At 64.9% G+C, this 23673-nt stretch carries 14 protein-coding genes; 2 read left to right on the plus strand and 12 right to left on the minus strand.

Going from position 1 to position 23673, the window contains the following annotated elements; all coding sequences use genetic code 11:
- Positions 1 to 10: 10 nt before the first annotated feature.
- From BJ6T_RS41070 to BJ6T_RS41115, 10 genes are all read right to left on the minus strand, one after another.
- Positions 11 to 1345: an HlyD family type I secretion periplasmic adaptor subunit gene (locus BJ6T_RS41070; protein WP_014498422.1), complete on the minus strand. Its 1335-nt coding sequence runs from the start codon at positions 1343 to 1345 to the stop codon at positions 11 to 13.
- A complete protein-coding gene (locus BJ6T_RS41075) occupies positions 1342 to 3090 on the minus strand; it encodes a type I secretion system permease/ATPase (RefSeq protein ID WP_028170401.1) in 1749 nt (582 codons plus the stop codon). The genes BJ6T_RS41070 and BJ6T_RS41075 overlap by 4 nt, the downstream gene beginning before the upstream one ends.
- Positions 3091 to 3350: 260 nt before the next feature.
- Positions 3351 to 3620 (minus strand): GlsB/YeaQ/YmgE family stress response membrane protein, encoded by a 270-nt coding sequence (locus BJ6T_RS41080; protein WP_014498424.1) that lies wholly within the window; start codon positions 3618 to 3620, stop codon positions 3351 to 3353.
- 358 nt (positions 3621 to 3978) lie between these two features.
- Entirely contained in the window at positions 3979 to 4953 is a 975-nt protein-coding gene (locus tag BJ6T_RS41085) for an ABC transporter ATP-binding protein (RefSeq protein WP_014498425.1), read from the minus strand.
- Complete coding sequence (locus BJ6T_RS41090; protein WP_014498426.1) at positions 4950 to 6365, minus strand: Asp-tRNA(Asn)/Glu-tRNA(Gln) amidotransferase GatCAB subunit A; 1416 nt, start codon at positions 6363 to 6365, stop codon at positions 4950 to 4952. Before BJ6T_RS41090 ends, BJ6T_RS41085 begins: the two co-directional genes overlap by 4 nt.
- Complete coding sequence (locus BJ6T_RS41095; RefSeq protein ID WP_014498427.1) at positions 6362 to 6559, minus strand: hypothetical protein; 198 nt, start codon at positions 6557 to 6559, stop codon at positions 6362 to 6364. Before BJ6T_RS41095 ends, BJ6T_RS41090 begins: the two co-directional genes overlap by 4 nt.
- Entirely contained in the window at positions 6556 to 7617 is a 1062-nt protein-coding gene (locus BJ6T_RS41100; RefSeq protein ID WP_014498428.1) for an ABC transporter ATP-binding protein, read from the minus strand. The genes BJ6T_RS41095 and BJ6T_RS41100 overlap by 4 nt, the downstream gene beginning before the upstream one ends.
- A 3-nt stretch (positions 7618 to 7620) precedes the next feature.
- Entirely contained in the window at positions 7621 to 8523 is a 903-nt protein-coding gene (locus tag BJ6T_RS41105; protein ID WP_014498429.1) for an ABC transporter permease, read from the minus strand.
- 260 nt (positions 8524 to 8783) lie between these two features.
- Positions 8784 to 9737 (minus strand): ABC transporter permease, encoded by a 954-nt coding sequence (locus BJ6T_RS41110; protein ID WP_014498430.1) that lies wholly within the window; start codon positions 9735 to 9737, stop codon positions 8784 to 8786.
- Positions 9738 to 9943: 206 nt separating this feature from the next.
- Positions 9944 to 11602, minus strand: a complete 1659-nt coding sequence (locus BJ6T_RS41115; RefSeq protein WP_014498431.1) for an ABC transporter substrate-binding protein — start codon at positions 11600 to 11602, stop codon at positions 9944 to 9946.
- Positions 11603 to 11803: 201 nt separating this feature from the next.
- On the opposite strand from BJ6T_RS41115, the gene BJ6T_RS41120 reads away from it, so the two are divergent.
- Positions 11804 to 13399, plus strand: a complete 1596-nt coding sequence (locus BJ6T_RS41120) for an ABC transporter substrate-binding protein (RefSeq protein WP_014498432.1) — start codon at positions 11804 to 11806, stop codon at positions 13397 to 13399.
- Positions 13400 to 13729: 330 nt separating this feature from the next.
- Here BJ6T_RS41120 and BJ6T_RS41125 read toward each other — a convergent pair whose 3' ends face one another.
- Together BJ6T_RS41125 and BJ6T_RS41130 are read right to left on the minus strand one after the other, a co-directional pair.
- On the minus strand, positions 13730 to 15961 hold the full coding sequence (locus tag BJ6T_RS41125) for a CHASE2 domain-containing protein (protein ID WP_014498433.1): 2232 nt from the start codon (positions 15959 to 15961) through the stop codon (positions 13730 to 13732).
- A gap of 72 nt (positions 15962 to 16033) precedes the next feature.
- Entirely contained in the window at positions 16034 to 22297 is a 6264-nt protein-coding gene (locus tag BJ6T_RS41130; protein WP_014498434.1) for a VCBS domain-containing protein, read from the minus strand.
- Between the two features lie 618 nt (positions 22298 to 22915).
- Here BJ6T_RS41130 and BJ6T_RS41135 point away from each other — a divergent pair.
- Positions 22916 to 23647 carry a transglutaminase-like cysteine peptidase gene (locus tag BJ6T_RS41135; RefSeq protein WP_014498435.1) on the plus strand — a complete coding sequence of 244 codons (732 nt, stop codon included), beginning with the start codon at positions 22916 to 22918 and terminating at the stop codon, positions 23645 to 23647.
- Positions 23648 to 23673: the final 26 nt, after the last annotated feature.

Here is a 23673-nt window from a genome sequence, read left to right on the forward strand (position 1 = left end):
CTTTCGTGCGTCACTTCTCGCGGAATGCCCGCATCAGCTGGTCGTGCAGCGGCTTCATCAGATAGGACAGCATGGTGCGGTCGCCGGTCTGGACGAAGGCTTCCGCCGGCATGCCGGGGATCAGCTTGGAGTCGCCGAGCTTGGCGACCTCTTCCGGGGACATCGACACGCGGATGGTGTAGTAGCTCTGGCCGGTGCGCTGGTCGGTGGTGACGTCGGGTGAAACGCGGCTGACGACGCCGTTGAGCTCGGGCGTGGTGCGCTGGTTGAACGCGGACAGGCGCAGCAGCGTCTTCTGGCCGATCTGGAGCTTGTCGATATCGACAGGATTGACCTTGGCCTCGACCTGCAGATCGTCCGCCTGCGGCACGATCAGCATGAGGGCATCGCCGGCGGTGACGACGCCGCCGACGGTATGCACCGTCGATTGCAGCACCATGCCGTCCTGCGGCGCGCGGATGTCGACGCGGCGAAGCTGATCCTCGGCCGCGACCTTGCGCTCGATCAGCTCGCCGATCTTGTCGTTGGTCTCGCGCAGGTCCTTGGAGACCTCGCTCACCATGTCCTTGTCGACCTGGATGATCTGAAGCTCGGTCTCGGTGATCTTGCCCTTGGCCTGCGCGCGCGATGCGATGTATTGCGCGCGCTCGCCGTTGAGGCGGGCGCTGTCGCGCTCGAGCGTGGTCAGGCGCGAGATCTGCACCAGGTGCTTCTCGTAGAGATCGCGCACGCCGGTGAGCTCCTGCTGCACCAGGACGATTTCCCTGTCCTTGGCCTTCTCCTGCGCGGAGAGGCCCTCGATCTCCTCGTTGAGCTGCTGGATGCGCTCGCGGAGCTGCGCCTTCTGGCCGGCGCGGCCGTTGACGCGGACGTCGAACAGCTTGGTTTCGGCGGAGAGCAGCGTCTTGACGTCGGGCTCGTTGGTGCGATCGAGCAGCGGTTGCGGAAACTCGATCTTGTCGAGCGCGCGCTGCTCGGCCTGGAGCCGAGACGCGCGCGCCAGCGCGGCGTCGAGATTCTTGGTGACGATGGCGAGATTCGCCTTGGTGACGGTGTCGTCGAGCCGTACCACGATGTCGCCGGACTTGACCACGTCGCCGTCGCGGGCGCGCAGCTCGCCGACCACGCCGCCGGTCGGATGCTGCACCTTCTTGACGTTGGATTCGACCACGACCTGGCCCGGTGCGATCAGGGCCCCCGAGATCTGCACCGTCGAGGCCCAGCCGCCGAGGCCGACGACGAGGGCCGCCACGATGGCCAGTCCGAGCATCAGGTGAAACCTGATGGAATCCCGGACGGTCCTCTTCGCGGCGGGCTTTCCGCCGCCGATAGCCATCGTGCTCATGACTTGGGCACTCCGCCTTCGCTGACGATCTTGATCGGTGCCGGCGGCGTCACGCGCGGCTGAAGCACCTGGGCAAGCACCTGCTCCTTCGGCCCGAACGCCTGCATGCGGCCGTCGCGCAGCACCAGGATCTGGTCGACCGCCTCGACGCCGATCGGGCGATGCGCCACCACGATGACGATGGCGCCGCGCTCGCGCGCACTGCGGATCGCGCGGGTCAGCGCCTCGTCGCCCTCGGTGTCGAGATTGGAGTTGGGCTCGTCGAGCACGATCAGGAACGGGTTGCCGTAGAGCGCGCGCGCCAGCGCCACGCGCTGCGCCTGGCCCGCGGAGAGCGCGGTGCCCTGCTCGCCGACCTGCGTGTTGTAGCCCTCGCGCATCTTGATGATCATCTCGTGCACGCCGGCTTCCTTCGCCGCGGAAATGATGCCGTCAGAGGTGGCCTCGGGATCGAAACGGCTGATGTTCTGCGCGATGGTGCCGCCGAACAATTCGACGTCCTGCGGCAGATAGCCGATGTGGCGGCCGAGCATGTCGGAGGCCCACTGGTCGAGCGCAGCGCCGTCGAGCCGCACCTTGCCACGGACCGGATGCCAGACGCCGACCAGCGCGCGGATCAGCGACGATTTGCCGGACCCGCTCGGCCCGATCACGCCGAGGCCATTGCCGGCGGTGAGCGCGAAGCTGACGTCCTGCACGATGAGGCGCTGATCGCCGGGCGGCACCATGGAGATGCCCTCGACCGACAGACGACTGGTGGGCGCCTGCAACTGGGTCGGCATCGTCTGCGGCGGCATCTGCTCCAGCAGGCGCGTGAGGCGCTGCCAGCTCTGACGAGCCGCGACAAAGGATTTCCAGTGCGCGATGGCGAGATCGACCGGCGCGAGCGCGCGGGCGGAGAGGATCGAGCCGGCGATGATGATGCCGGCGGTCGCCTCCTGGTGGATGACGAGATAGGCGCCGACCGCGAGCACGGCCGATTGCAGCATCATGCGCAGCACTTTTGCGACCGCGCCGAGACCGCCGGCGACGTCGCTCGCACGCTGGTTGCCGTCGAGGTATTTTTCGTTGGCCTCGCTCCAGCGCTGGTTCATCCGGCCGGTCATGCCCATCGAGACCATGACTTCGGCGTTGCGCCGGCTGGAGGCGGCGAGATCGTTGCGCTGGGCGGCAAGGCCCATCGCCTCCTTCGCCGGCTGGCGGGAGAGGAATTCGGTGACCAGCGTCAGTCCGACCAGGATGATGGCGCCGACCAAGGCGGTCACGCCGATCATGACGTGGAAGGCGAAGCAGATCGCGAGATAGAGCGGCAGCCAGGGCAGGTCGAAGAACGCGCTCGGACCCATGCCACCGAGGAAGGAGCGGACATTGTCGAGGTCGCGCAGCGGCTGCAGGCCCTCGTTGCGGCTGCCGACCAGGAGCGGCAGGCGCACGATGGTGTCGAACACGCGCTTGTTGAGGGCCTCGTCCAGCGCGGTGCCGACCCGCCCCAGGATCCGGTTTCGGATCATGTCGAGCACGCCCTGCGCCATATAGAGGAAGCCAGCGAGGATGATCAGGCCGACGAGCGTCGGAACGCTCCGGCTCGGCAGAACCCGGTCGTAGACCTCCAGCATGAAGATCGACCCGGTCAGATAGAGCAGGTTGATCATGCAGCTCATCAAGCCGACGCCGACGAACGCCGTGCGACAAGCACGCAAGGCGTCACCGAGCTCTGAACGGCGGACGCCAGGTACGGCTGCCATCAGTCTGATCTCTTTCAGATGAGGGGCCAGAGCCCCCGATTTCACAGGCGGTTCAGGGGTACTCGACCCGGATTAACATCGTATTCCCCTGCAACCAGCGCAGCCGATTTAATCCAGAACCCTGATGGGCACATCAACCCCTGACGGCCTCGCACGCAAGTCCGGTATTTCACAGTCTTTGCGGCTTTTTATAGCAGACATCGCGGCCTCTCCCCAGCGGGGGAGAGGCGAAAGTTCTGGCTCACCGAGCCAATGTGACGCTAGAACCGGCCGCCGCCGCGCACCAGCCGTACCACCAGGAGCAGGATGATGGCGCCGATGGCGGAATAAATGATCTCGGACACGAGCCCGGTGCCGAGGCGGATACCCAGTTTTGGAAACAAGAGGCTCGCCACCAGCGCGCCGGCGATGCCGATCACGATGTCGCCAATGATGCCGAACCCGGCGCCCCGCACGATCTTTCCGGCCAGCCAGCCGGCGATCAGGCCGACAAACAGGATGACGAGCAGGCCTTCGTTCGAAATGTACATAAATGAGGTCCCTCTCCCAGGAATGCGGCATGGAACGGGAACCGGGATGAACGGGGTCTGAATGCTGTTCCCCGCGACCGAATTGCGGCTGCCGAAACAAAAATGTCGAAAACAACCCCATGCACAGTAGGGGTGCAGTTGGCCGGTGGTGCGAGGTGAACTGTGACAAGTCGGTGTTGTCGTAGAGGGATTCTGAAGATGTGCGCGGGGCTCTTCACCTCTCCCCGCCTGCGGGGAGAGGTCGGATCGCCCTTGCGATCCGGGTGAGGGGATACAGGTCCCTCGACAATCTCATCCGCGGAGAGAGGCCCTCACCCCAGCCCTCTCCCCGCAAGAGCGGGGCGAGGGAGCCCACCGGTTACGTCGCTCCCACCGGCTCGGCCAGCACGCATCTCGCCGCCCTACCCGGCCCTACCTCGACATTCGCAGGCAGCTGCTCCAAGCATCGCGACTCGGCGAGCTTGCAGCGGGGGGCGAAGGAGCAGTTGTTCGGCTTGTCGGCCAGCGAGGGCGGGGTGCCGGGGATGGTTTCCAGCCGGGCGCCGCGCTTGGCGCCGTGGATGGTGGAGGCGAGCAGGCCCTTGGCGTAGGGGTGAACCGGCGTGCGGACGATGTCGCGGAGCGTGCCCTGCTCCACGATCTGGCCGGCATACATCACCGCAACGCGGTCGCAGATCTCGATCGCAACACCAATGTCGTGGGTGACGAAGATGACGGACATGCCGAACTCGCGCTGCAGCTCGCGCAGCAGCAGCAGGATCTGGATCTGCACGGTGGCATCGAGCGCGGTGGTCGGCTCGTCCGCAAGCAAGATCTTGGGACGGCAGGCGAGCGCCAGGGCAATCATCGCGCGCTGGCGCATGCCGCCGGACATCTCGTGCGGATAGGCATCGAGCCTGCGCTTTGCGGAGGGAACCCGCACGACCTCGAGCATTTCGAGCGCCCTCGCCCGCCCTTCCGCAAAGCTCTTGCCTTCATGGCGCACGACGCTTTCGGCGATCTGCGCGCCGATAGTGTAGACCGGATCGAGCGCGAGCGCGGGCTCCTGAAAGATCATCGACACGGTCTGGCCGCGGAACGACGACAGCTCCTCGTCGTTCATGGCGAGCACGTCGCGGCCCATCACGTCGACCTTGCCCGTGATCTGCGTGCGCTTCTTCGGCAGCAGCCGCATCAGCGCACGCAGGGTCACGCTCTTGCCGGAACCGGACTCGCCGAGCAGGCCCAGCACCTCGCCGTCACCGAGCGAGAGACTGAGATCGTTCACGGCATAGACCGTGCGCTCCCCGGTGAAGCGGATATTGAGGCCTGAGATGTCGACGAGCTTTGTCATGACGGCAGTTTGGGTACCCGGTCGTGGTAGTCGGTGACGCGCTGGAAGGCGGCGCCGATGGTGAGCAAGGTCGCTTCATCGAAGGAGCGGCCGATCAGCTGCATGCCGACCGGCAGGCCGCTTCTGGTGAAGCCGGAGGGAATGGTGAGCGACGGCAGGCCGAGAAAATTCACCGGGCGGGTGAACAGCGTCAGCCGCTGCACCATGGCCGGCGCGTTCGGACCGCCACCGACGTCGCTCTCGTCGATCGTCGGTGCCGGCACCGGCGATGCCGGCGCGATGATCGCGTCAACACCAGCCGCGGCTGCATTGTGCGCGGCGAGTGCGGGGCCACGCCAGCGCATGGCTTCGAGATAGGTGATGGCGGGAACGGCGAGACCGTTCTGAAGCCGCATCAGGACCTGCGGGCCGTAATCCTGCGGCCGCTCGATCATCCAGCGCTTGTGGAAGGCGGCCGCTTCGGCCGCGAGCACAAGCTGGCTTGCCGCGGACAATTGCCGCTGGTCCGGCAGCTCGACGGTGACGATATCGGCGCCCTCGCGCTTGAGCACCGCGATGGTCTCGTCCAGCACGCGCGCGACCTCGCTGTCGAGATCGTCGACATAGAAGGACGCGGGCACGCCGATCTTCAGGCCCTTGAGCGACCCCTTGGTGGCGCCGACATAGTCGGACAGCGGCTCATGACTGGTGGTCGAATCCGCGGGATCGAGACCGGCCATCAGCGCCAGCAGCAGCGCACAGTCTTCCGCGGTGCGGGCGAGCGGACCGACGGTGTCGAGCGATTGCGACAGCGGCATAGCACCGGCGCGGCTGACGCGGCCGACGGTGGTCTTCAGCCCGGTGACGCCGCAGAAATGCGCGGGCATGCGGATCGAACCGCCAGTGTCGGAGCCGAGCGCCGCGAACGTCAGGCGCGCCGCGACCGACGAGCCTGAGCCGGAGGACGAGCCGCCGGTGATGTGAGCGACGTTCCAGGGATTGCGCACCGGACCGTAATGGGCGTTGTGCCCCGTCGGTCCATAGGCGAATTCGGCCAGATGCAGCGTGCCGAGGCGGACCTGGCCGGCATCCTTCAGGCGCTGCAAGGCCGTCGACGAGACGGTCGGCACGAAATCGCGCCGGATCAGCGAACCGCAGGTCGAGACGTGGCCGGCGTCGTAATACATGTCCTTGTGCGCGAGCGGCACGCCGTGCAGCGGTCCGCGGACATTGCCCTTGGCGAGCTCGGCATCGGCGGCCTCGGCGGCCTTCAACGCGGACTCGGCTTCAACCGACATGAAGGCGTTGAGATGCGGCTGCCACTGCGCGATGCGGTGCAGCAGCGCGCGCGTCACCTCATGCGAGGACACCTGCTTCATCGCGATCGCGCGCGCGACCTCGGTGAGCGTCATCAATGCAGGCTCACGGCTCATTTCGACACCTTCTGCGTCTGCGCGATCGGATAGAGCGAGGGCTCGAGATCGAACGGCAGCGTGCCGGCGATGGCTTCAAAACCTTCGAAGGCGGGCCCGATGGAGTTGGAGATGCGCGTTGCGATCTCGTCATCGACAGGAACGCCCGCGACTTGCGCGATCGGCTTGATCTCTTTCGGTGTCGGTCTTGTCATGCTGTTTCCTCTGCGGGCGCGCGGCTATGGCCTGAACCCGGAATCGCCATGTAGCACGCGGCCTCGTGGCCCATTCTATCGACGGCCGTGAGCTTTGGTGCTGCATTTGCGCAGAGCGGCTCCGCAAACGCGCAGCGGGTGTGGAAGCGGCAACCCGGGGGCGGATCGATCGGATTGGGCGGATCGCCGGTGATCGGCGGTTTTTCGGTGCGACGATCCGGGTCCGAGGACGGCATCGCGGCAAGCAGCGCGCGCGTATAGGGATGCGCAGGGTTGTCCCAGACCTGGTCGACCGGACCGAGCTCGACCACCTCGCCGAGATACATCACCAGCACACGGTCTGAGATGTAGCGGACGACGTTGAGGTCGTGGCTGATGAAGAGATAGGTCAGGCCGAACTCGCGCTTGAGGTCGGCGAGCAAATTGAGCACCTGTGCCTCGACGGATTTGTCGAGCGCGGAAACGGCTTCGTCCAAAATCACCAGTCGCGGCGACAGCGCCAGCGCACGCGCGATGTTGACGCGCTGACGCTGGCCGCCGGAGATCTCGTGCGGATAGCGGTTGGCGAAGTTTTCCGGCCGCAAGCCGACTTTGCCGAGCAGCTCGCGAGCCAGCGCCCGGGCCGTTCCATCCGCCATGCCGTGCACTTTCGGGCCGAACGCGATCGATTCCTCGATCGTCAGGCGCGGATTGAGCGAGGCATAGGAGTCCTGGAACACCATCTGCATGCCGCGGCGCAGCTCGCGCAATGACAGCGACTGGCCGACGGTCATGCCGTCATAGATGATGTCGCCGGTATCGCGCGGCATCAGATGCATCAGCAGCCGCGCGGTGGTCGACTTGCCGCAGCCGGATTCGCCGACGATGCCGACAGTCTCACCCTTCGCGACCGAGAAGGAGACGTTGTCGACCGCGCGCACGGTGCGTTTGGCCGCGAACAATCCGCCGCGAACCGGAAAATGCTTGGTCAGGCCGTTGACCTGCAGCAGCGGCTGCGCGACGCCACCAACGTCCTCGACCGGCTCCAGCATTTCGACGGATATGTTGGTCTCGCTCATGGCCTAGTTCCTGATGTCCATGGCGCTACGCAGGCCGTCCGAGAGTAGGTTGAAGCAGATCGAGACCGCGAAGATCATCGCGCCCGGCAGCGCGGCAACCCACGGATTGACGTAGATCGCAGTGCGGAGCGTGTTCAGCATCAGGCCCCATTCCGGCTCCGGCGGTTTTGTGCCGAGACCGAGGAAGGAGAGACCTGCGGCCAAAATCATCGAGACCGAAATGAGACTGGTCGCATAGACGAAGATCGCACCCAAGACATTGCCGAGGATGTGCACCCGCATGATGGTGAAGGGCCCTGCGCCGGAGGCGCGCGCGGCCTCGACGAAATCCATGTTGCGCACGCCGGTGGTGACGCTTTCGGCGACGCGGGTGATCTGCGGCACGAACACGACCGTCAGCGACACGATGGAGTTGAGGATGCCGGCACCGAGCGCACCGGAAATCGCGATCGCCAGCAGTACGGAGGGAAAGGCGTAGAACACGTCGATCGTGCGCATGATCGCGGTGTTGAGCTTGCCGCCGACATAGCCGGCGACGAGGCCGAGCGAGGTGCCGATGCAGAAGGCGAGGATCACGGGCAGGATGCCGATGACCAGCGACAGCCGCCCGCCATAGATCAGCCGCGCGAGCATGTCGCGACCGAGCTCGTCGGTGCCGAGCGGATAGCCTGCTGTGCCGATGTGGCGGAGGCGGCGGATCATCGAACCCTTGTAGGGATCTTCAAGTCCGAGCCACGGCGCGAGCACCGCGGACAGGAAGATCAGCAGCAGCACCAGCGCGCAGGCCATGCTGACCTTGTCGCGGGCGATGCGGCGACCGACGGTCGCCCAATAGCCGCGCGCCTTGGTCGCGGGCGCGGCCTGGAGCGCGGCATCGGCGGTGGCGGACAACGGAAGCTCGCTCATCGGCTAGCTCCCGGAACATGTTGGTTCGATCGGTGCCAGCCAAGGAGGCAGTGCACCGCTCCCGCTTGCGGGAGAGGTCGGCGCAACGCGCCGGGTGAGGGTTTTCTCCTCTTGGGGGTTCTCGATTGAGGAGACACCCTCTCCGATAGCCGATGCTTCGCATCGGCGTCCTTTCTAAGGACGGCGGCCGAAGGCCGCCTGTGCCTCCCCCGCCGGCGGGGGAGGGAGCGCACCGTTGGCGTGACAGCAGGGTTCATCGGCTAGCCCCGCTTGATGCGCGGGTCGATCGCGGCTTGCGCGATGTCGACCAGCAGATTGAGGAAGACAAAGAACAGCGCCAGGATCAGGATCGTGCCCTGCAGCAGCGGCAGGTCGCGCTGGAAGATCGCCGAGTTGAGCAGGAAGCCCGAGCCCGGCCAGGAGAATACGGTCTCGATCAGGATCGAGCCGCCAAGCATGTAACCCAGTTGAAGCCCCATCACCGCAAGCGCGGTCGGCGCGGCATTCTTGATGACGTGGCGAAACACGCCGGTTTCGTGCAGGCCTTTTGCACGCAGCGCCTCGACGAAATCCTGCGAGAGGATGTCGCCGGTCAGCGCGCGCACGGTGCGGGTGACGATGCCCATCGGGATTACCGAGGTCGTGATCGCCGGCAGCACCAGATATTTCAGATGCGCCCAGTCCCAGGCCCAGGAGTTGGAGCCGTTCGGGCCGGCGCCGACCGCGGGCAGCCAGTTCAGCTGCACCGAGAAGATGATGACGAGCACCATGCCGAGCCAGTAATGCGGCACCGAGACGCCGGCGATGGCGAAGGAGGTCGCGACCTTGTCGATCCAGGTCTCGCGGAAATAGCCGGCGATCAGGCCGAGCAGGATGCCCATCGTAAAGCCGATGATGGCGGCCGCAATCGCGAGCGTGACGGTGTTGCTGACCGCGCGCATGACCTCGGCGAGCACCGGGCGCCCCGTCGCGATGGAATTGCCGAGATCGCCGTGAAGGGCACGCAGCAGCCAAAGCCCGAACTGCACCGGCAGCGGACGATCGAAGCCGTAGGCGGCGCGGAGCTGTGCCGCAAGCTCCTGCGAGGCGTCGGCCGGCAGCACGGCAACCAGCGGATCGCCCGGCGTGATGTGCACGAGCAGAAAGCACACCAGCGCCACGCTGATGACGATCGGAATGACATAGACGATACGGCGAGCGATATAGGCGAGCACTGGTCTTCTTTCTTCCTTCTCCCCTTGTGGGAGAAGGTGGCGCGCGATCAGCGCGCCGGATGAGGGGTATCTATCCGCAGATACAGCGTTATCGAATGAGGGAGAGGGTCGCTCGCGGAGAGAGACCCCTCACCCGGCTTCGCTGAAGCGAAGCCACCCTCTCCCACAAGGGGAGAGGGTGCAGCGAGTACGTTGCTAGCAGCTCACTACTGCATCGACACCAGCGAGAAGTCGATGAACCAGCTCTTGGGCTGCACGACGCCCGTCACCTTCGGGCTGATGGCGCGGGGGCCGACGTCGTGGGCGACGTAGAGGAAGGCAGCATCGTCGACGGAGGCCGCGTGCAGCTCGGCGAGGGCGGCGTCACGCGCGGCGGGGTCGAAGGTCTGGCGCGCCTTCTTCACGAGATCGTCGAACTTGGGGTTGTTGATGAAACCCCAATTGTTCGAGACCGGCGGCGCCATGCCCGATTGCAGGAAGCGCACCAGCGCGAAGAACGGGTCCATCGCCGCATAGGTGACGTTGGTCGCGTTCGAGCCGTTGGCGCTGGGATCCTTGGCGCCGCGGCGCCAGTTGGTGAACAGCGTGTTCCACTCGATGACGTCGAGCTTCACGTCGAAATAGCATTCGGCGAGCGCCTGCTGGAGATACTCGTTCATCGGCAGCGGCTGCATCTGGCCCGAGCCCGACGCAGAGGTCTGGATCTTCACCGTCAGCTTCTTGTTCGGGCCGAAGCCGGCCTCCTGCATCAGCTTTTGCGCAGCCGCCTTGTCATACTTGATCTGGAAGGTCGGACTGCCGCGCCAGGGATGGCCGGGCTCGAACGTGCCGCTCGCCGGCACCATGAGCCCCGCGAGCAGGCCGTCCTTGAGGCCTTCACGGTCGACGCAGAGGTTGGCAGCCTTGCGGACGCGGATGTCGTTCCAGGGCGAGCCCTCGACGCGCGAGAACTGCCACGGCCAGACATGCGGCTGCTCGTTGGCGTAGAGCTTGAAGCCGCGCTGCTTGAGCTCGGGCAGCGCGTCCGGCGCCGGCGCCTCGACCCAATCGACCTGCCCCGAGAGCAGCGCCGCGGTGCGCGCGTTCGCCTCCGGCATCGGCAAGAGCACCATCTTGTCGACCTTGGGCACGCGATCCTTGTTCCAGTAGCTCGCGTTCTTCACCAGTTCGAGCCGCTCGCGCGGGGTGAAGCTTGCCATCTTCCACGGGCCGGTGCCCGCGGCGTCCTTGGCGAACGCGGTCCACGCAGCCTGCGACTTCGCCTTGGCATCGGCGCCTTCCGCCTTGTCGTAGAAATGCTGCCACTTCGCCGGGCTCGCCATGAACAGGTTGGTGAGGTTGATCGGCAGGAAGCTGTCCGGCTCCTTGGTGGTGAGCTCGACCGTCATGTCGTCGATCTTCCTCGCGGAGGCCAGCGTCGGCATGCGCGACGCGGTGACGCCGACCTGGCTGGCGTCGAACTGCGGCGCATCCTGCTTCAGCACCTTCTCGACGTTCCACACCACGGCGTCGGCATTGAACGGCGAGCCGTCATGGAAGGTGACGCCGGGGCGCAGCTTGAAGACCCACTTGGTCTTGTCGGCATCGTCGACCTTCCACTCGGTCGCAAGGCCCGGAATCACCACGCTCGCCTTGTCGGCCGAGGACAGGTCCCAGCCCGTGAGCGCGTCGTACATGGTGAGGCCGGTGAAGCGGTTGCCTTCAAAACCCTGATCGGGCTGGCCCAATGTGCGCGGAATATCGGCAGCGGTCATGCCGATGCGCAGCACGGTTTCCGCGCTGGCCGCACGCGGCCATGCGGCCGCGCTGCCGAGCGCCAGCAACGCGATCAGCGCCGCGCGGGTCGTGTTCTTCTTGATAAGCATTACTTCAGTCCTTTTCCGGCTTTCGATGATTAATTTTGATGCAAACGTATGCAATGGCTATGCCAATGGGGAAATTAATTCTGCCAATTGCCCCTACGACGACAAGTCCTTGTGATCAGGCGCGGACACGAGCACTGCGCTGCCTATTCTGGCATCAAGATTGCAGGTTCGGCCCCGATTTTCCCCTGGGAGCCTTAGGCCATGCGTATTCGTTTAACGACCTGTCTCGCCGTGCTCGCGCTGGCGTCATTCGCAATCCCGGCGCGCGCCGAGTCGGTGGTGCGCTACGGCATCTCGATGGCGGACATCCCGCTGACGACGGGCCAGCCCGATCGCGGTGCCGGCGCCTATCAGTTCACGGCGTACACCATCTACGATCCGCTGGTGGCCTGGGAGATGGACGTTGCCGACCGCCCCGGCAAGCTGGTGCCCGGGCTCGCCACCGAATGGAAGGTGGATGATGCCGACAAGACCAAGTGGCGCTTCACCTTGCGCAAGGGCGTGAAGTTTCACGACGGCAGCGAGTTCAATGCCGACGCGGTGATCTGGAATCTGGACAAGGTGCTCAACGACAAGGCGCCGCAATTCGACAAGCGGCAGAGCGCGCAGGTGAAGACCCGCCTGCCCTCGGTCGCGAGCTACGCAAAGATCGACGATTTCACGGTGGAGATCACGACCAAGACGGTCGATTCCTTCTTTCCCTATCAGATGCTGTGGTTCCTGGTCTCGAGCCCGGCGCAATACGAGAAGCTCGGCAAGGATTGGGACAAGTTCGCGAGCCAGCCCTCCGGCACCGGTCCGTTCAAATTGACCAAGCTCGTGCCGCGCGAGCTCGCGGAGCTCACGAAGAATCCGGACTACTGGAACAAGAAGCGCATTCCGAAGGCCGACAAGATCGTGCTGGTGCCGATGCCGGAAGCGCTGACGCGCACCAATGCGCTGCTCGCAGGCCAGGTGGACCTGATCGAGACGCCGGCGCCGGATGCCGTGCCGCAGCTGAAGGCGGCCGGCATGAAGATCGTCGACAACGTCACGCCACATGTCTGGAATTATCATCTCAGCGTGCTGCCGGGCTCACCCTGGACCGACATCCGCCTGCGCAAGGCGCTGAACCTCGCGATCGATCGCGAGGCGGTGGTGGGCCTGATGAACGGTCTCGCAAAACCGGCCAAGGGCCAGGTCGACCCGTCGAGCCCGTGGTTCGGCAAACCGAGCTTCGAGCTGAAATATGATCTGGCCGCGGCCAAGAAACTGGTCGAAGAGGCCGGCTACTCCAAGGCGAAACCGCTGAAGGCCACTTTCATCATCGCCCAGGGCGGCACCGGCCAGATGCTGTCGCTGCCGATGAACGAATTCCTGCAGCAGAGCTTCAAGGAGATCGGCATCGACATCGACTTCAAGGTGGTCGAGCTCGAGACATTATATACGCATTGGCGCAAGGGCGCGGCCGACGAGATGAACGCCGGCATCACCGCCAACAACATCGCCTATGTCACCTCGGACCCGCTCTACGCCATCGTCCGCTTCTTCGCCTCCGACCAGATCGCGCCTGTCGGCGTCAACTGGGGCGGCTACAAGAACCCGAAGGTCGACGCTCTGATCAGCGAGGCCAAGCAGACGTTCGACACCGCCAAGCAGGACGATCTGATCGCCCAGGCGCACGCGCTGATCGTCGACGATGCCGTGCTGGTCTGGGTCGTCCACGACACCAACCCGCATGCGCTGTCGCCGAAGATCAAGCAGTTCGTGCAGGCGCAGCACTGGTTCCAGGATCTGACGACGATCGGGACGGAATGAGGGGGCGGTAAACGCCGGTGTCGTAGGGTGGGCAAAGCGGAAGCGTGCCCACCACCTTAGGCCGGCGCGAGGAGATGTGGTGGGCACAGCGCTAACGCGCCTTTGCCCACCCTACGGGAGTTGATGTTTGGCGCAGGTAGCGTGGCGCCAAGCTACCGCGTCAAACACCGCTGTCGTCCCGGGGCGCGACGTAGTCGCGAGCCCGGGACCCATAACCACAGGGAGTGGTTTGGCGAAGACTCGAGGTTACCTGCTCGCGCGATAACATCTCCCTGGGGGTATGGGTCCCCGCATAGGCGGGGGCGACAGTGAGTGTGCAGCGCCGCACCGCTACTTGGTCAGCAGCGCATACGCCCCGGTCCATCCCTCCGCCGGCGGATTGACCTGGAATTCCTTGATCCGCGCCTCGTACAGCTTGAACAGCTTTTCCAGCGTGTCGGCGTCCTCGCTGCGGCGGCCGCGCTCGATCGCGTCCAGCGCGCCCTGCCAGTCGCGGCCGCGGTAGCAGCCGAGCATCTCGATGGTGACGTTGCGCAGGCGCTGGAAGGCGCCCGAATGCATCACGTCCTCGCGGCCGGCGATGGCGTAGATCACCTCGGGCTCGGTCTTGCCCTTGACCATGATGAAGTCGAGCTCGAGGATCGCGAACTTGTCCTTGGCGGCGAGCGCGGTCCTGGAGCCGACGATGATCGGGAAACCGTATTCCTTCGACTGTCCCTCCAGGCGCGAGGCGAGGTTCACGCTGTCGCCGAGCACCGAATAGTTCTTCTTCAGGTCGGAGCCCATGTTGCCGACGACGCCGATGCCGGTGTTGAGGCCGATGCCGACATTGAGCGGGATGTAGACGTGACCGCCGTCGGCGGCCTCCCGCTCGCGCTCCTTGTTGACGGCGTCGATCTGCTCCAGCATCTGGATCGCGGCCTCGCAGGCGTTGACCTCGTGATCGGCATCGTCGAGCGGCGCGTTCCAGAACGCCATGATGGCGTCGCCCATGTACTTGTCGATGTAGCCCTTCTGATCGATGATGACGTCGGTCAGCGGCGTCAGGAAGCGGTTCATCAGCGCGATCAGGCCTTGCGGATCCTGCTTGTAGCTCTCCGAGATCGTGGTGAAGCCGCGCACGTCGGAGAACATGATCGTCATCTCGCGCTCCTCGCCGCCGAGCACGAGCTTTTCGGGCGACTGCGCGAGCTGCTCGACCAGGACGGGCGACATGTATTGCGCGAACATGCCGCGGATCTGCACGCGCTGACGCTGCTCGCGCACGAAGCTGGCGAAGATCAGTGTCAGATAGATCGCGGTGGTCGAGAGCAGCGGATAGGTGAAGTCGATGAGATAGCGGCGCTGCGCATAGAAGAACCAGGACACGCCGACCAGGATGGCGGCGAACATCGCGCCCGCGAGCACCAGACGGACAGGGCCGAGATTCGGCGTGAAAATGATGACGAGCAGACCGATCACGAGCGCGGCGATCAGCTCGACGCCGAGCGCATAGTTCGGCTGCGAGATCACCGCGCCGCTGAGCACACTCTCCAGCACCTGGGCATGGATCTCGACGCCCGGCATGGTCGATGACACCGGCGTGGTCTTGAGGTCGTTCAACCCGACCGCGGACGTGCCGACCAGCACCAGCTTGCCGGCGATCCTGGCGGGCGGCACGGTGTTGTCGAGCACGTCGGCCGCCGAGATGTAGATCGAGGGATCCTGGCGGGCATAGTGCACCCAGAGCTGGCCGTTCTTGTCGGTCGGAATCTCCACGCCCTTGAGGCGCACGGCCCGCACGCCAGTCTTGTCGGTCCGGACCAGCAGCGTCGGCGTGCCGGTCACCACTCGCAAAATCTCGAGGCTGAGCGAGGGCATGATGTTGCCCTGGGCGCGCATGATCAACGGCACGCGGCGGATCATGCCGTCGCGCTCGGTCTTGATCGAGAACAGGCCCCGGCCGGTGGCGACCTTCTCGATGACGGGCACGTTGCGCAGCAGGCCGGGGAATTCGAACAGGAAGCGTTCGGCGCCCTCCTCCCCGACCGTCGCCACGCCGGTGAAGGGAAGCGTCTTGTCGATCTCGGACGAAATGGCCGGCTGTCCGGTCTCGCCAAGCACCACGCGCGAGCGCTTGATCGCTTCGGAGAGGACCTGGTCGTTGGTCGGCAGCTCGCGCAGCCTGGCGCGGGTGGCATCGTCCAGATCGCGCATCTGGCTCGCGACCAGATCGGGGTTGAGCCGGTCGGCTTCGGAGAACACCATGTCGAAGCCGATCGTCACCGCGCCGTTACTGGTGAGGTTCTGGATCAGGTCCGCGATCCGCGTGCGCGGCCACGGCCACTGGCCGAGCTTGGCGAGGCTCTTGTCGTCGATGTCGACGATGGTGACCGGCCGCGCCATCTTGTGGCGCGGATCAATCAACTGAAACATGTCGAAGGTGCGCAGCCGCAATTCCTGGATTGGCGGCGGATCCCACAGGCGCGCGCCGGCGAACAAGACCAGCAGCGCAAGGCACATCAGCCGCGCGAAGCCGAGCTTCCGCGCAAACCACCGCCGCAGGATCTTCAGACGTTTCATTCGGCTTGGATATCACGCTTTCGCGGCGAACGGCAGCGGATCTGCAGGCGGTCGCGGCGCCAGAAGCGGCCATCAGGCATGGACGATGAAGTCACTCGCCTGGACGTGGGCGACGCCCTTCAGGAGGATGCTGTCCGTCGCGTTGATCGTGATCAGGGTGTCCGCCGCCCCTGACGCGGTCACGTGCTGATTGATCCAGCTCTGAGGATCGGAAGTCGTCACCACGGCCGACAGGTCGATCTTGTCCGTACCCGAGGTGAAGTTCAGGATCGTGTCGTGGTTCGAACCGGCCGCGAATACGAACTGGTCCTGATAGCCGGTGCCGAAGAACACGTCCTTGTCGGCCGTGCCGGCGAGAGTCACCGGACCTTCCCCGGTCAGGTTGAAGATCAGGTTGACCTTGTCACTCGCGCCATGGCCGTCGGTCACCGTCACCGCAACCTGGTCCGTCGCGGGCCCGTTCGGCTCGGCATAGGCCAGCGCCTGGAGTGCCGAGTTGACGTCGGCCAACGTGTCGCCCGCCGATGGGGGATCGACACAGCTGCCGGAGGCCGCCGTCGCGGCGAGCGTGAACGTTTCATGGGCGCCGGCATCGACGTCGGTGACTGAGAGGCCGTGGACGAAGACCTTGTCGCCTTCCTGCGTGACGCTGATCTGGTCGGTGTTGATCACCGGCGCGTCGTTCGTGCCGGTGATCGTGATGGTGACTTCGGCCGTGGTCTTCTGGCCCGCGTGGTCATCGAGCGTGATGGTGGAGACGATTTTCGCGGTCTGGTCCTTGCCGAGGAAATCCAGCGCGCCGTCGGCGACCGAATAGCTCCAGCCGATCGCGCCGTTGTTCTTGTTGCCGGTCTGTGGCAGCAGTGTCAGGGCGTGCTCGAGCGCGGCTTCCTGGCCGGTCAGCGCGAGGTGAGTCGTGCCGTCGGCATCGAGCCAGGTCACGGATTGGTCCGTAATCTCCGCCGTCGGCCGGTCGGTCAGGTCGATGTCCTTGAAGTCGATCGAGCCGGTCGCGGCCGGCGACGGGTCGAGCGTCGAGGACGCGGTGGTATCGGGCTGCTCGAAGAAGCTTGCGGTCAGCTGCGCCACATCCGTGGTGGTGAAGGTCGGCGCATCGTCCTCTGCGTTGATCGTGATCAGCGTGTGGCCGGTGCCGTCATCGCTGCCGGCGAAATGCGCGTGGCTGTAATCGGCGCCGGTCAGCTTCAGGCTGATGCTCTGGCCGTCGTCACCGGTGACCGTCAGCACACCGCCGGTCGCGGGATCGGCATTGGCGACATAGACGGCGCTGGTGTCGGACCCGTACTTGATGGTGGACAGGTCGATCGTGTCGGTCGCGGACAGCGCCGCGATCGATCCGCCAAACGTCGACGTATCAATCTGAAGATGGGCGCCGTCGCCGGCGAGCGTGATCGTTTGCGAAACCGTACCCTCGAGCGTCAGCAGCGCGCCGGCATCGACGGTGACCGACCCGGTGCCCGATAGCGAGCCGAACAGCGTCAGGTCCCCGCCATGGACCTCGATGGTTCCGGTATTGGTGATGGTGCCCGAGATCGACGCCGTGCCCCAGCTACCGATGGTCGCATAATTCGCGATGCTCAGCCCGGTCCCGGAAATCGAGGCCCCGTGCAGATCGATGTCGCCGTGGTTGACGATCGAGGACGCATCGCCGAACACGCCGCTACCGGCGACTGTCCAGGTGCCGCCTGCGTTGTTATTGAACGTGGCGGTGGCGACCGAAATGTTGCCGTTGATGTGGCCGGTGTTGTTGATCGTGATCTCGCCGCCAGTCTCGACGATCGCATAGGTCGATGAGGTCACACTGCCGGCATCGGCTGTCCCGATGGTGCCGGAATTGTCGATCGTCGCAGTGCCGGTGCCGTTCTCCTGGATGGAGATCGCAGCGACGCCATCAGCGCCGGCCACGGAGCCGGTGTTGGTGATGTGCGTCGAGCCGGTCGCGCCCGCATCGTCCTGGTCGACATTGATGCCGAACGAGGTCGTGCCGGTGATGTGCCCGTTGTTGGTGACGGTGACTGCGCCGTTGCCATGGGAGACGATGTCGAGACCGACCGCGCCGGAAACGCCGCCGCCGATCGTCGCCGTGATATCGCCTGCCCCGTTCGCGCCGTCATGCAGCACGATGCCGTTGCCGGTCTGGCCGGTGATGTCGCCTGACGTCGTCAGCGAGACGTCGCCGATGCCGTTCTGAGTGACGACAATGCCGTTGGTCGCGCCGGTCAGCGTACCGCTCGGGGTCAGTATGATGTTGCCACGATGGCCGATCGTCCCGCCCGAAGCGGTGAAGTCGAGCGCGTCGCCCTTGCCCGAATTGATGTCGGCATCGCCGGTGACCGTGAAGGTTCCGCCGGTCGTCGCCTGACCGGCGATGGTGCCGGTAAAGGCATGGCTCGTCTTGTCGAGCTCGAGCGTATTGGTGCCGCCGGTGAAGGTGACGGTCTGCGCGTCCGCACCACCGAGCTCCAGCGTCGTGTTGTCGTCGATGATCAGCGTGCCCGCGCCGGTGATGCCGCCGGACAGGTTGAGCGTGCCGCTCTGGACTTCGATGGTGCCAGTGTTGGTGACGCCGCCCGTGATCGTGTTGAGGCCGGCGACGCTATAGAGATTGCCGGCATTGGTCACGCTGCCGCCGTTGATCGAAACGTCGGTCAGATAGAGTTTTGACGCGCCGTCGACCGAAATGATGCCACCGGCGTTGGCGATGGTGGCGGCCGTGAGCTTCAGCGTGCCGCCGGTCACGGCCTCGATCAGACCGTGATTGGTGATGGCGTGGAGGATGCCGGGATCGATCGTCAGCGTGCCGCTGGTGACGGAGATCGTGCCAGTATTGTCGACGTCGGCGTTGTCGATGGCGCTCGCGCCGGTCGATTCCAGCGTGCCGGCGATGGCAAGCGTGCCGCCGGCCAGGCTCGCACCGTTCAACGTCAGCGTCTTGCCCGCATCGACATTGACGGTGCCGTGATTGACGATTGCGGTGCCCGAAACGGTCGCGTCGTCGAGCGCCAGCGTGACGTCGCCCTCGACCGTGAGGGCGCTGATGCTGACCGTAGCCCCGTTGTCGATCTTGCTGGCGCCGGTGACGTCGATCGTGCCGGCACCCTTGATGGCGCCGCCGCTGATCGTGGCGTCGTCCAGCGTCAGCACCGCATTGCCGTCGACGATGACGTCGCCGGCCGAATTGTCGACGGTCGAGCCCTGATCGATCGCGAGCGCGCCGTTGGCGAGCACTTCGATGATACCGGCATTTATGACGGTCTCATTGCTGAGCGCATTGCGCGCACCGCTCGCCTTGACGACGGCGTTGTTATTCAGAATGCCGCCGCTCAGGACGGCATCGCCGGTCAGATCGATCTCGCCGTTGTTGGTAATCGTGCCTGCGCCGCGAATGCCGGCGTTGACGACGGGCCCCCCCTCGTCATCACCGCCGATGGTGCCGATCACCGCACCAGCTCCGTCGATGGTCGCATTGCTGACGATCAGCTTGCCGCTGGCATCGACCGTGATCTGGCCGTCATTGATAACGCTGGAGCCCTGATGGATCGTCAGCCAGCCGTTGGCCAGCACCTCGATCACACCGGCCGCGGTGTTGGACACGGTCTCGTGGGCGAACTCGACCGCACCCTTGACGTTGACGGTGCCGGAATTGTTCAGCGTGCCGTTCTCGATCAGGCTGGCGCCGTCGAGCTCCAGCGTGCCCAAAATGCTGACGGTGCCGCCATCGACCGTCGCGGTATCGACGATCAGCGTCGCGCCGGCATCGGCCCTCAGCAAGCCGCCGGCATTGTGGATCGTGGCGAGCGTCTTCAGCGTGCCGCCGGACAGCTCGATCGTGCCGGAATTGGTGATCGTGGTGCCGCTGGCGAAATCGCCGCCGCTCGCGAGCGTCAGATAGCCGGCATTGGTGAGCACGCTCGTGCCCAGAATCTCGGCCTTGCCGCCGACCGACATCGTTCCGGTCGCGGCGGTCGAGAGGATCGAATCGGCGCCCATGTTGAGCGCGCCTGATATCGTCAGCGAGCTCTGGACGATCACCTTCGGCGGCGGGCCGCCGAAATCGTTCATCGTCAGCGACTTGGCGTAGGCCGCGGTGTCGATCGTCACCGGATAGGACGGCGTCAGGCCGTGCAGCTGATCGGTGATGACGATGACGTCGTCATTGATGGTCGGGACCGTACCGGTTGCCCAGTTCGCCGCGTCCTTCCAGAAGCCGCCGGAGGGAGCGCCGGCCTTGTCGGTCGCGATCCACACCACCGCGGGCGCGTCGGTGCCGGTGATGGTGACGGTGATGGTCTGCTGCGAGGTCGCGCCTTGCGAATCCGTCAGCGTCACGGTGTAGACCAGCGTCAGGACCTCGCCCTTCGGGATGAAGTCGGCGAGATAGACCGGCAGATCGGCCAGCGACCAGCTGATGGTGCCGGTGCCATCCCCGGTGCTGTCGGCGCCCGCCGCGATCGCGACCGACATCGCGCTCTGGAACGCCGCGAGCGGGCCCGGCGGAACGGTGCCATCGGGCAGGGTCGCGCTGGTCAGCGCCACCGACACCGTATGCTTGTCGGTGAGATCGACGTCGTCGAAGCTCAGCGTGCCCGTCGTCGGCACATCGCTGGTGAGCGGTCCGCCCGGCACGCTGGTGCCGCCTTCGAAGGTGATGGTCGGAACGCTGGTCGTGATCACCGGCTTGTCGTTGGTGCCGGTGATCGTGATGGTGATCTGGATGACGGTGGTCTCAGGACTGACCGAGAAATTGTTGTCGACGCGGACCATGTAGGTCAGCGTCAGCGTTTCGCCGGCCGCGAGGAAGTCGAAGACGTGGTCGGGGACCGTGTAGGTCCAGACCGCCGAGCCGTTGTTGTTGTTGCCAGCATCGGCGACGACGCTGATCTGGATCTGCGTCGCCGCGATATCCTGCTTCTGGAGTGCAGAGAGCGTGCCGGTGACGTCCTGGCCGGCACTCTTGTAGACGTAGTTCGGCGCTTCGGCGAGGTTTATGCTCACCGTCGGCCGATCGCCCAGGTTCTGGTCGACGAAGGTGATGCGGCCGGAGATCGTGTCGGAATGCGTCGCGTCGCCGGTCGTGTCCGCGCGCTCGGCCAGCGCGAACGCCGTCTTCACATTGCCGTTGAGATCGAGGCTCTGAGACAGAGGCTTGCCGGGGTAACGGTTGAAAGGCGCCGTGTGATCGCCGGACCCCTGCGATCCCTGCTGACTGAGGTTGACGAAGAACGCGGTCGCGACGTAGCCGGCCGGCGTCTTGATCACGAGGCCGTCGCTGGTCTGCGTGATCGTGTCGGTGAAGTTCGTGGTCAGCTTGGTGTTGGTGTTGTTGTCGGTGAACTTCAGCGTGAACACGTCCGTGATCAGCTTCTGCACGTCCGGCGACAGCAGCCCGTTGGTGATCGAGACGTTGCCGCCGCTGATCTGGATCATCTGGCCGGCCTGGTTGACCGTCGCGATCGGCAGCAACGTGACCTTGTCGAACAGGATGTAGGAGCCCGTCGTGCCGTTCGGCTCGACCAGCACCTGGAAGCTCGCCTGCGGCTGCGGATCGCCGCCGCCGGCGGGAACGACGAAGTTGATCTGGGTCAGCACCGCCGTGCCGCGGATGCCCATGGTGGCGACCGGCGTGTCGATCTTCATGTCGCCGTGCTTGGCGGTCTCGCCGGCGACGAAGGTGATGGTGCCCGCGACCAGACTCAGCAGCGAGGAATTGCTCGACCCGTTGGGGTCGTAGACCATCTCGTTCAGCACCATCCGCGCATTGGAGGACAGGCCGAACACGGTGCCGTCGATGAAGGTGATGCCGAGCGTCGAATCCGCACCGGTCGAGACCACATCGCCCTTCTCGACATTGTCGCCGTTGTTCAGGGTGACCGAGACGCCGTTGCGAACCGCGGTCGCGCTGCCGGAGAGTTTCGTGACGTGGCCGATGACCTGCGCGGCAGCGATGCCGGGCGCGGCCTGCGCATATTGCACATGGCCGGTGAGCGCGTTGACGACGTCGCCGGTGAGGTGGGCGCCATCGGGCGAGGCGATCGCTGCGCGCTTGTCGCCCTTGAAATAATCGTGAACGACGAACTCGTGCCCCTCGTGGGACAGCACGAGGTCGAGACCTGCGCGCTTGAACTCGCCATTGAAGATCAGGTTGGCATCGGGAACAACGAACGTGCCGTCGGGCACATGACCGTGTGCCTTTGCGACAAAGGGCTTGGCGATAAAGGGCTTGGCCGCAAAGGAATCGACAAGAATGTCCGCGGCCGAGCGGGAACCCTCGCCATCAAGGGGAATCGTGGCGTCAAATTTGCCAGCGTAATTCAACCGGGCACCGCAAAAAGAGTTAAAATTTAAGTAAGTAACGACCGCCTAAGCTTGAATAGCATTACCAAGTCCTTAGCGAAACCATCTATTGCTTGTGTGATTCGCATCACTTGGCCCGAGGAGTCCCCCAGTGGCGGCGCTTTCACAGAGGAGCCGAAGTAATTCTTCAAATATTCCGGGGTCGGTTTTCGGCTTCTTTTCACGCATTTCCAGTCATCCAAAGTAATCAGTCGTCTAAATCAAACGACGGATACTTGTGTCATCTTTTCTTCGTAGTGCCCCGCAGCATCCTGCGGCAAATACGGGGCAGAATCTGTGACCCAACTAACAGAACTCGTGAAATAGCGGGCTGTTAGCCATAAGCGGTAGAATCAGCCCGCCCGCAACTTCTCCCTGCAATTGGTTCCATTTCGCGGCGACGGAGCGCTCCTAGCCGGCGAATCGTAAAATTTTACGCAATTTGCACGGTCCCGTTTCAGCCTGTCCCACGGTTTTGGGGGCCCTTCCGGGCGCATTAAGCAGAACAAAACGGCCCGTCTCGCACTATCTCCGCGAAAGCAACAAAGCCCGGCACGTACAGGTCGAGGGGGACCTGGCGAAGCCGGAAGGGGATGTCAGATGGAGACCGCTGCTCGCTCGCGCGCCTGGCGCGCTGTCCTTGTGCTGTGCGGATTGATCCTGCTCGGATCGGCCGCCGAACTCCGCGCCGGCACGCTGCTGTCGCCTGGAGCCGGCGTCCTCGTGCGCAAATCCGCCGAGCCGTTCGGCGTGTTCGCCTTCGCCATCTCGTCCGGCAGCCTCCAGCAGAAATGGTTCGCGCTGAAGCAGAAGCTCGACGACGACATGGTGCAGCTCGCGCTGTGCGACGGCGACCGGGACAATTGCGCGTCGCCTGCGGCGCTCAAGCTGATCGCCATCGTCGACCAGGCCCGCAGCCGCGACGGCCGCGCGAAGCTCGGCGAGACCAATCGCGCCATCAATCTTGCCATCCGGACCGCCAATGACGGCGCCGACGACGTCTGGAGCTCGCCGCTCGCGACCTTCGCGCGGGGCGCCGGCGATTGCGAAGACTATGCCATCGCCAAGCTGGCCGCGCTGCGGCTCGCCGGCGTCGCCAATGAGGACCTCCGCATCGTCGTGGTGCATGACGTCAGGGCCGGCGAAGAGCATGCGGTTGCCGCAGCAAAGCTCGACGGCCACTGGCTGATGCTCGACAATCGCCGCATGGCGATGGTCGAGGACGACGCGGCGCAGACCTACCAGCCGCTGTTCGTGCTCTACCAGTCCGCCGTGATGAAATATGTCGACGAACCCGTGCGGTTGTCGATGGTCGCGCCCGAGGCGCACTGATTTTCTTGTAGCCCGGATGGAGCGAA

It is taken from the genome of Bradyrhizobium japonicum USDA 6, assembly GCF_000284375.1.
GTDB classification, from domain to species: Bacteria; Pseudomonadota; Alphaproteobacteria; order Rhizobiales; family Xanthobacteraceae; genus Bradyrhizobium; species Bradyrhizobium japonicum.

Excerpts from the sequence above, each read along its gene's own strand:
- BJ6T_RS41135 (WP_014498435.1), top strand. The coding sequence starts at position 22,916 with ATGGAGACCGCTGCTCGCTCGCGCGCCTGGCGCGCTGTCCTTGTGCTG.
- BJ6T_RS41080 (WP_014498424.1), bottom strand. The coding sequence starts at position 3,620 with ATGTACATTTCGAACGAAGGCCTGCTCGTCATCCTGTTTGTCGGCCTG.
- BJ6T_RS41070 (WP_014498422.1), bottom strand. The coding sequence starts at position 1,345 with ATGAGCACGATGGCTATCGGCGGCGGAAAGCCCGCCGCGAAGAGGACC.
- BJ6T_RS41090 (WP_014498426.1), bottom strand. The coding sequence starts at position 6,365 with ATGAGCCGTGAGCCTGCATTGATGACGCTCACCGAGGTCGCGCGCGCG.
- BJ6T_RS41100 (WP_014498428.1), bottom strand. The coding sequence starts at position 7,617 with ATGAGCGAGACCAACATATCCGTCGAAATGCTGGAGCCGGTCGAGGAC.
- BJ6T_RS41075 (WP_028170401.1), bottom strand. The coding sequence starts at position 3,090 with ATGGCAGCCGTACCTGGCGTCCGCCGTTCAGAGCTCGGTGACGCCTTG.
- BJ6T_RS41095 (WP_014498427.1), bottom strand. The coding sequence starts at position 6,559 with ATGACAAGACCGACACCGAAAGAGATCAAGCCGATCGCGCAAGTCGCG.
- BJ6T_RS41125 (WP_014498433.1), bottom strand. The coding sequence starts at position 15,961 with ATGAAACGTCTGAAGATCCTGCGGCGGTGGTTTGCGCGGAAGCTCGGC.
- BJ6T_RS41085 (WP_014498425.1), bottom strand. The coding sequence starts at position 4,953 with ATGACAAAGCTCGTCGACATCTCAGGCCTCAATATCCGCTTCACCGGG.
- BJ6T_RS41120 (WP_014498432.1), top strand. The coding sequence starts at position 11,804 with ATGCGTATTCGTTTAACGACCTGTCTCGCCGTGCTCGCGCTGGCGTCA.
- BJ6T_RS41115 (WP_014498431.1), bottom strand. The coding sequence starts at position 11,602 with ATGCTTATCAAGAAGAACACGACCCGCGCGGCGCTGATCGCGTTGCTG.
- BJ6T_RS41105 (WP_014498429.1), bottom strand. The coding sequence starts at position 8,523 with ATGAGCGAGCTTCCGTTGTCCGCCACCGCCGATGCCGCGCTCCAGGCC.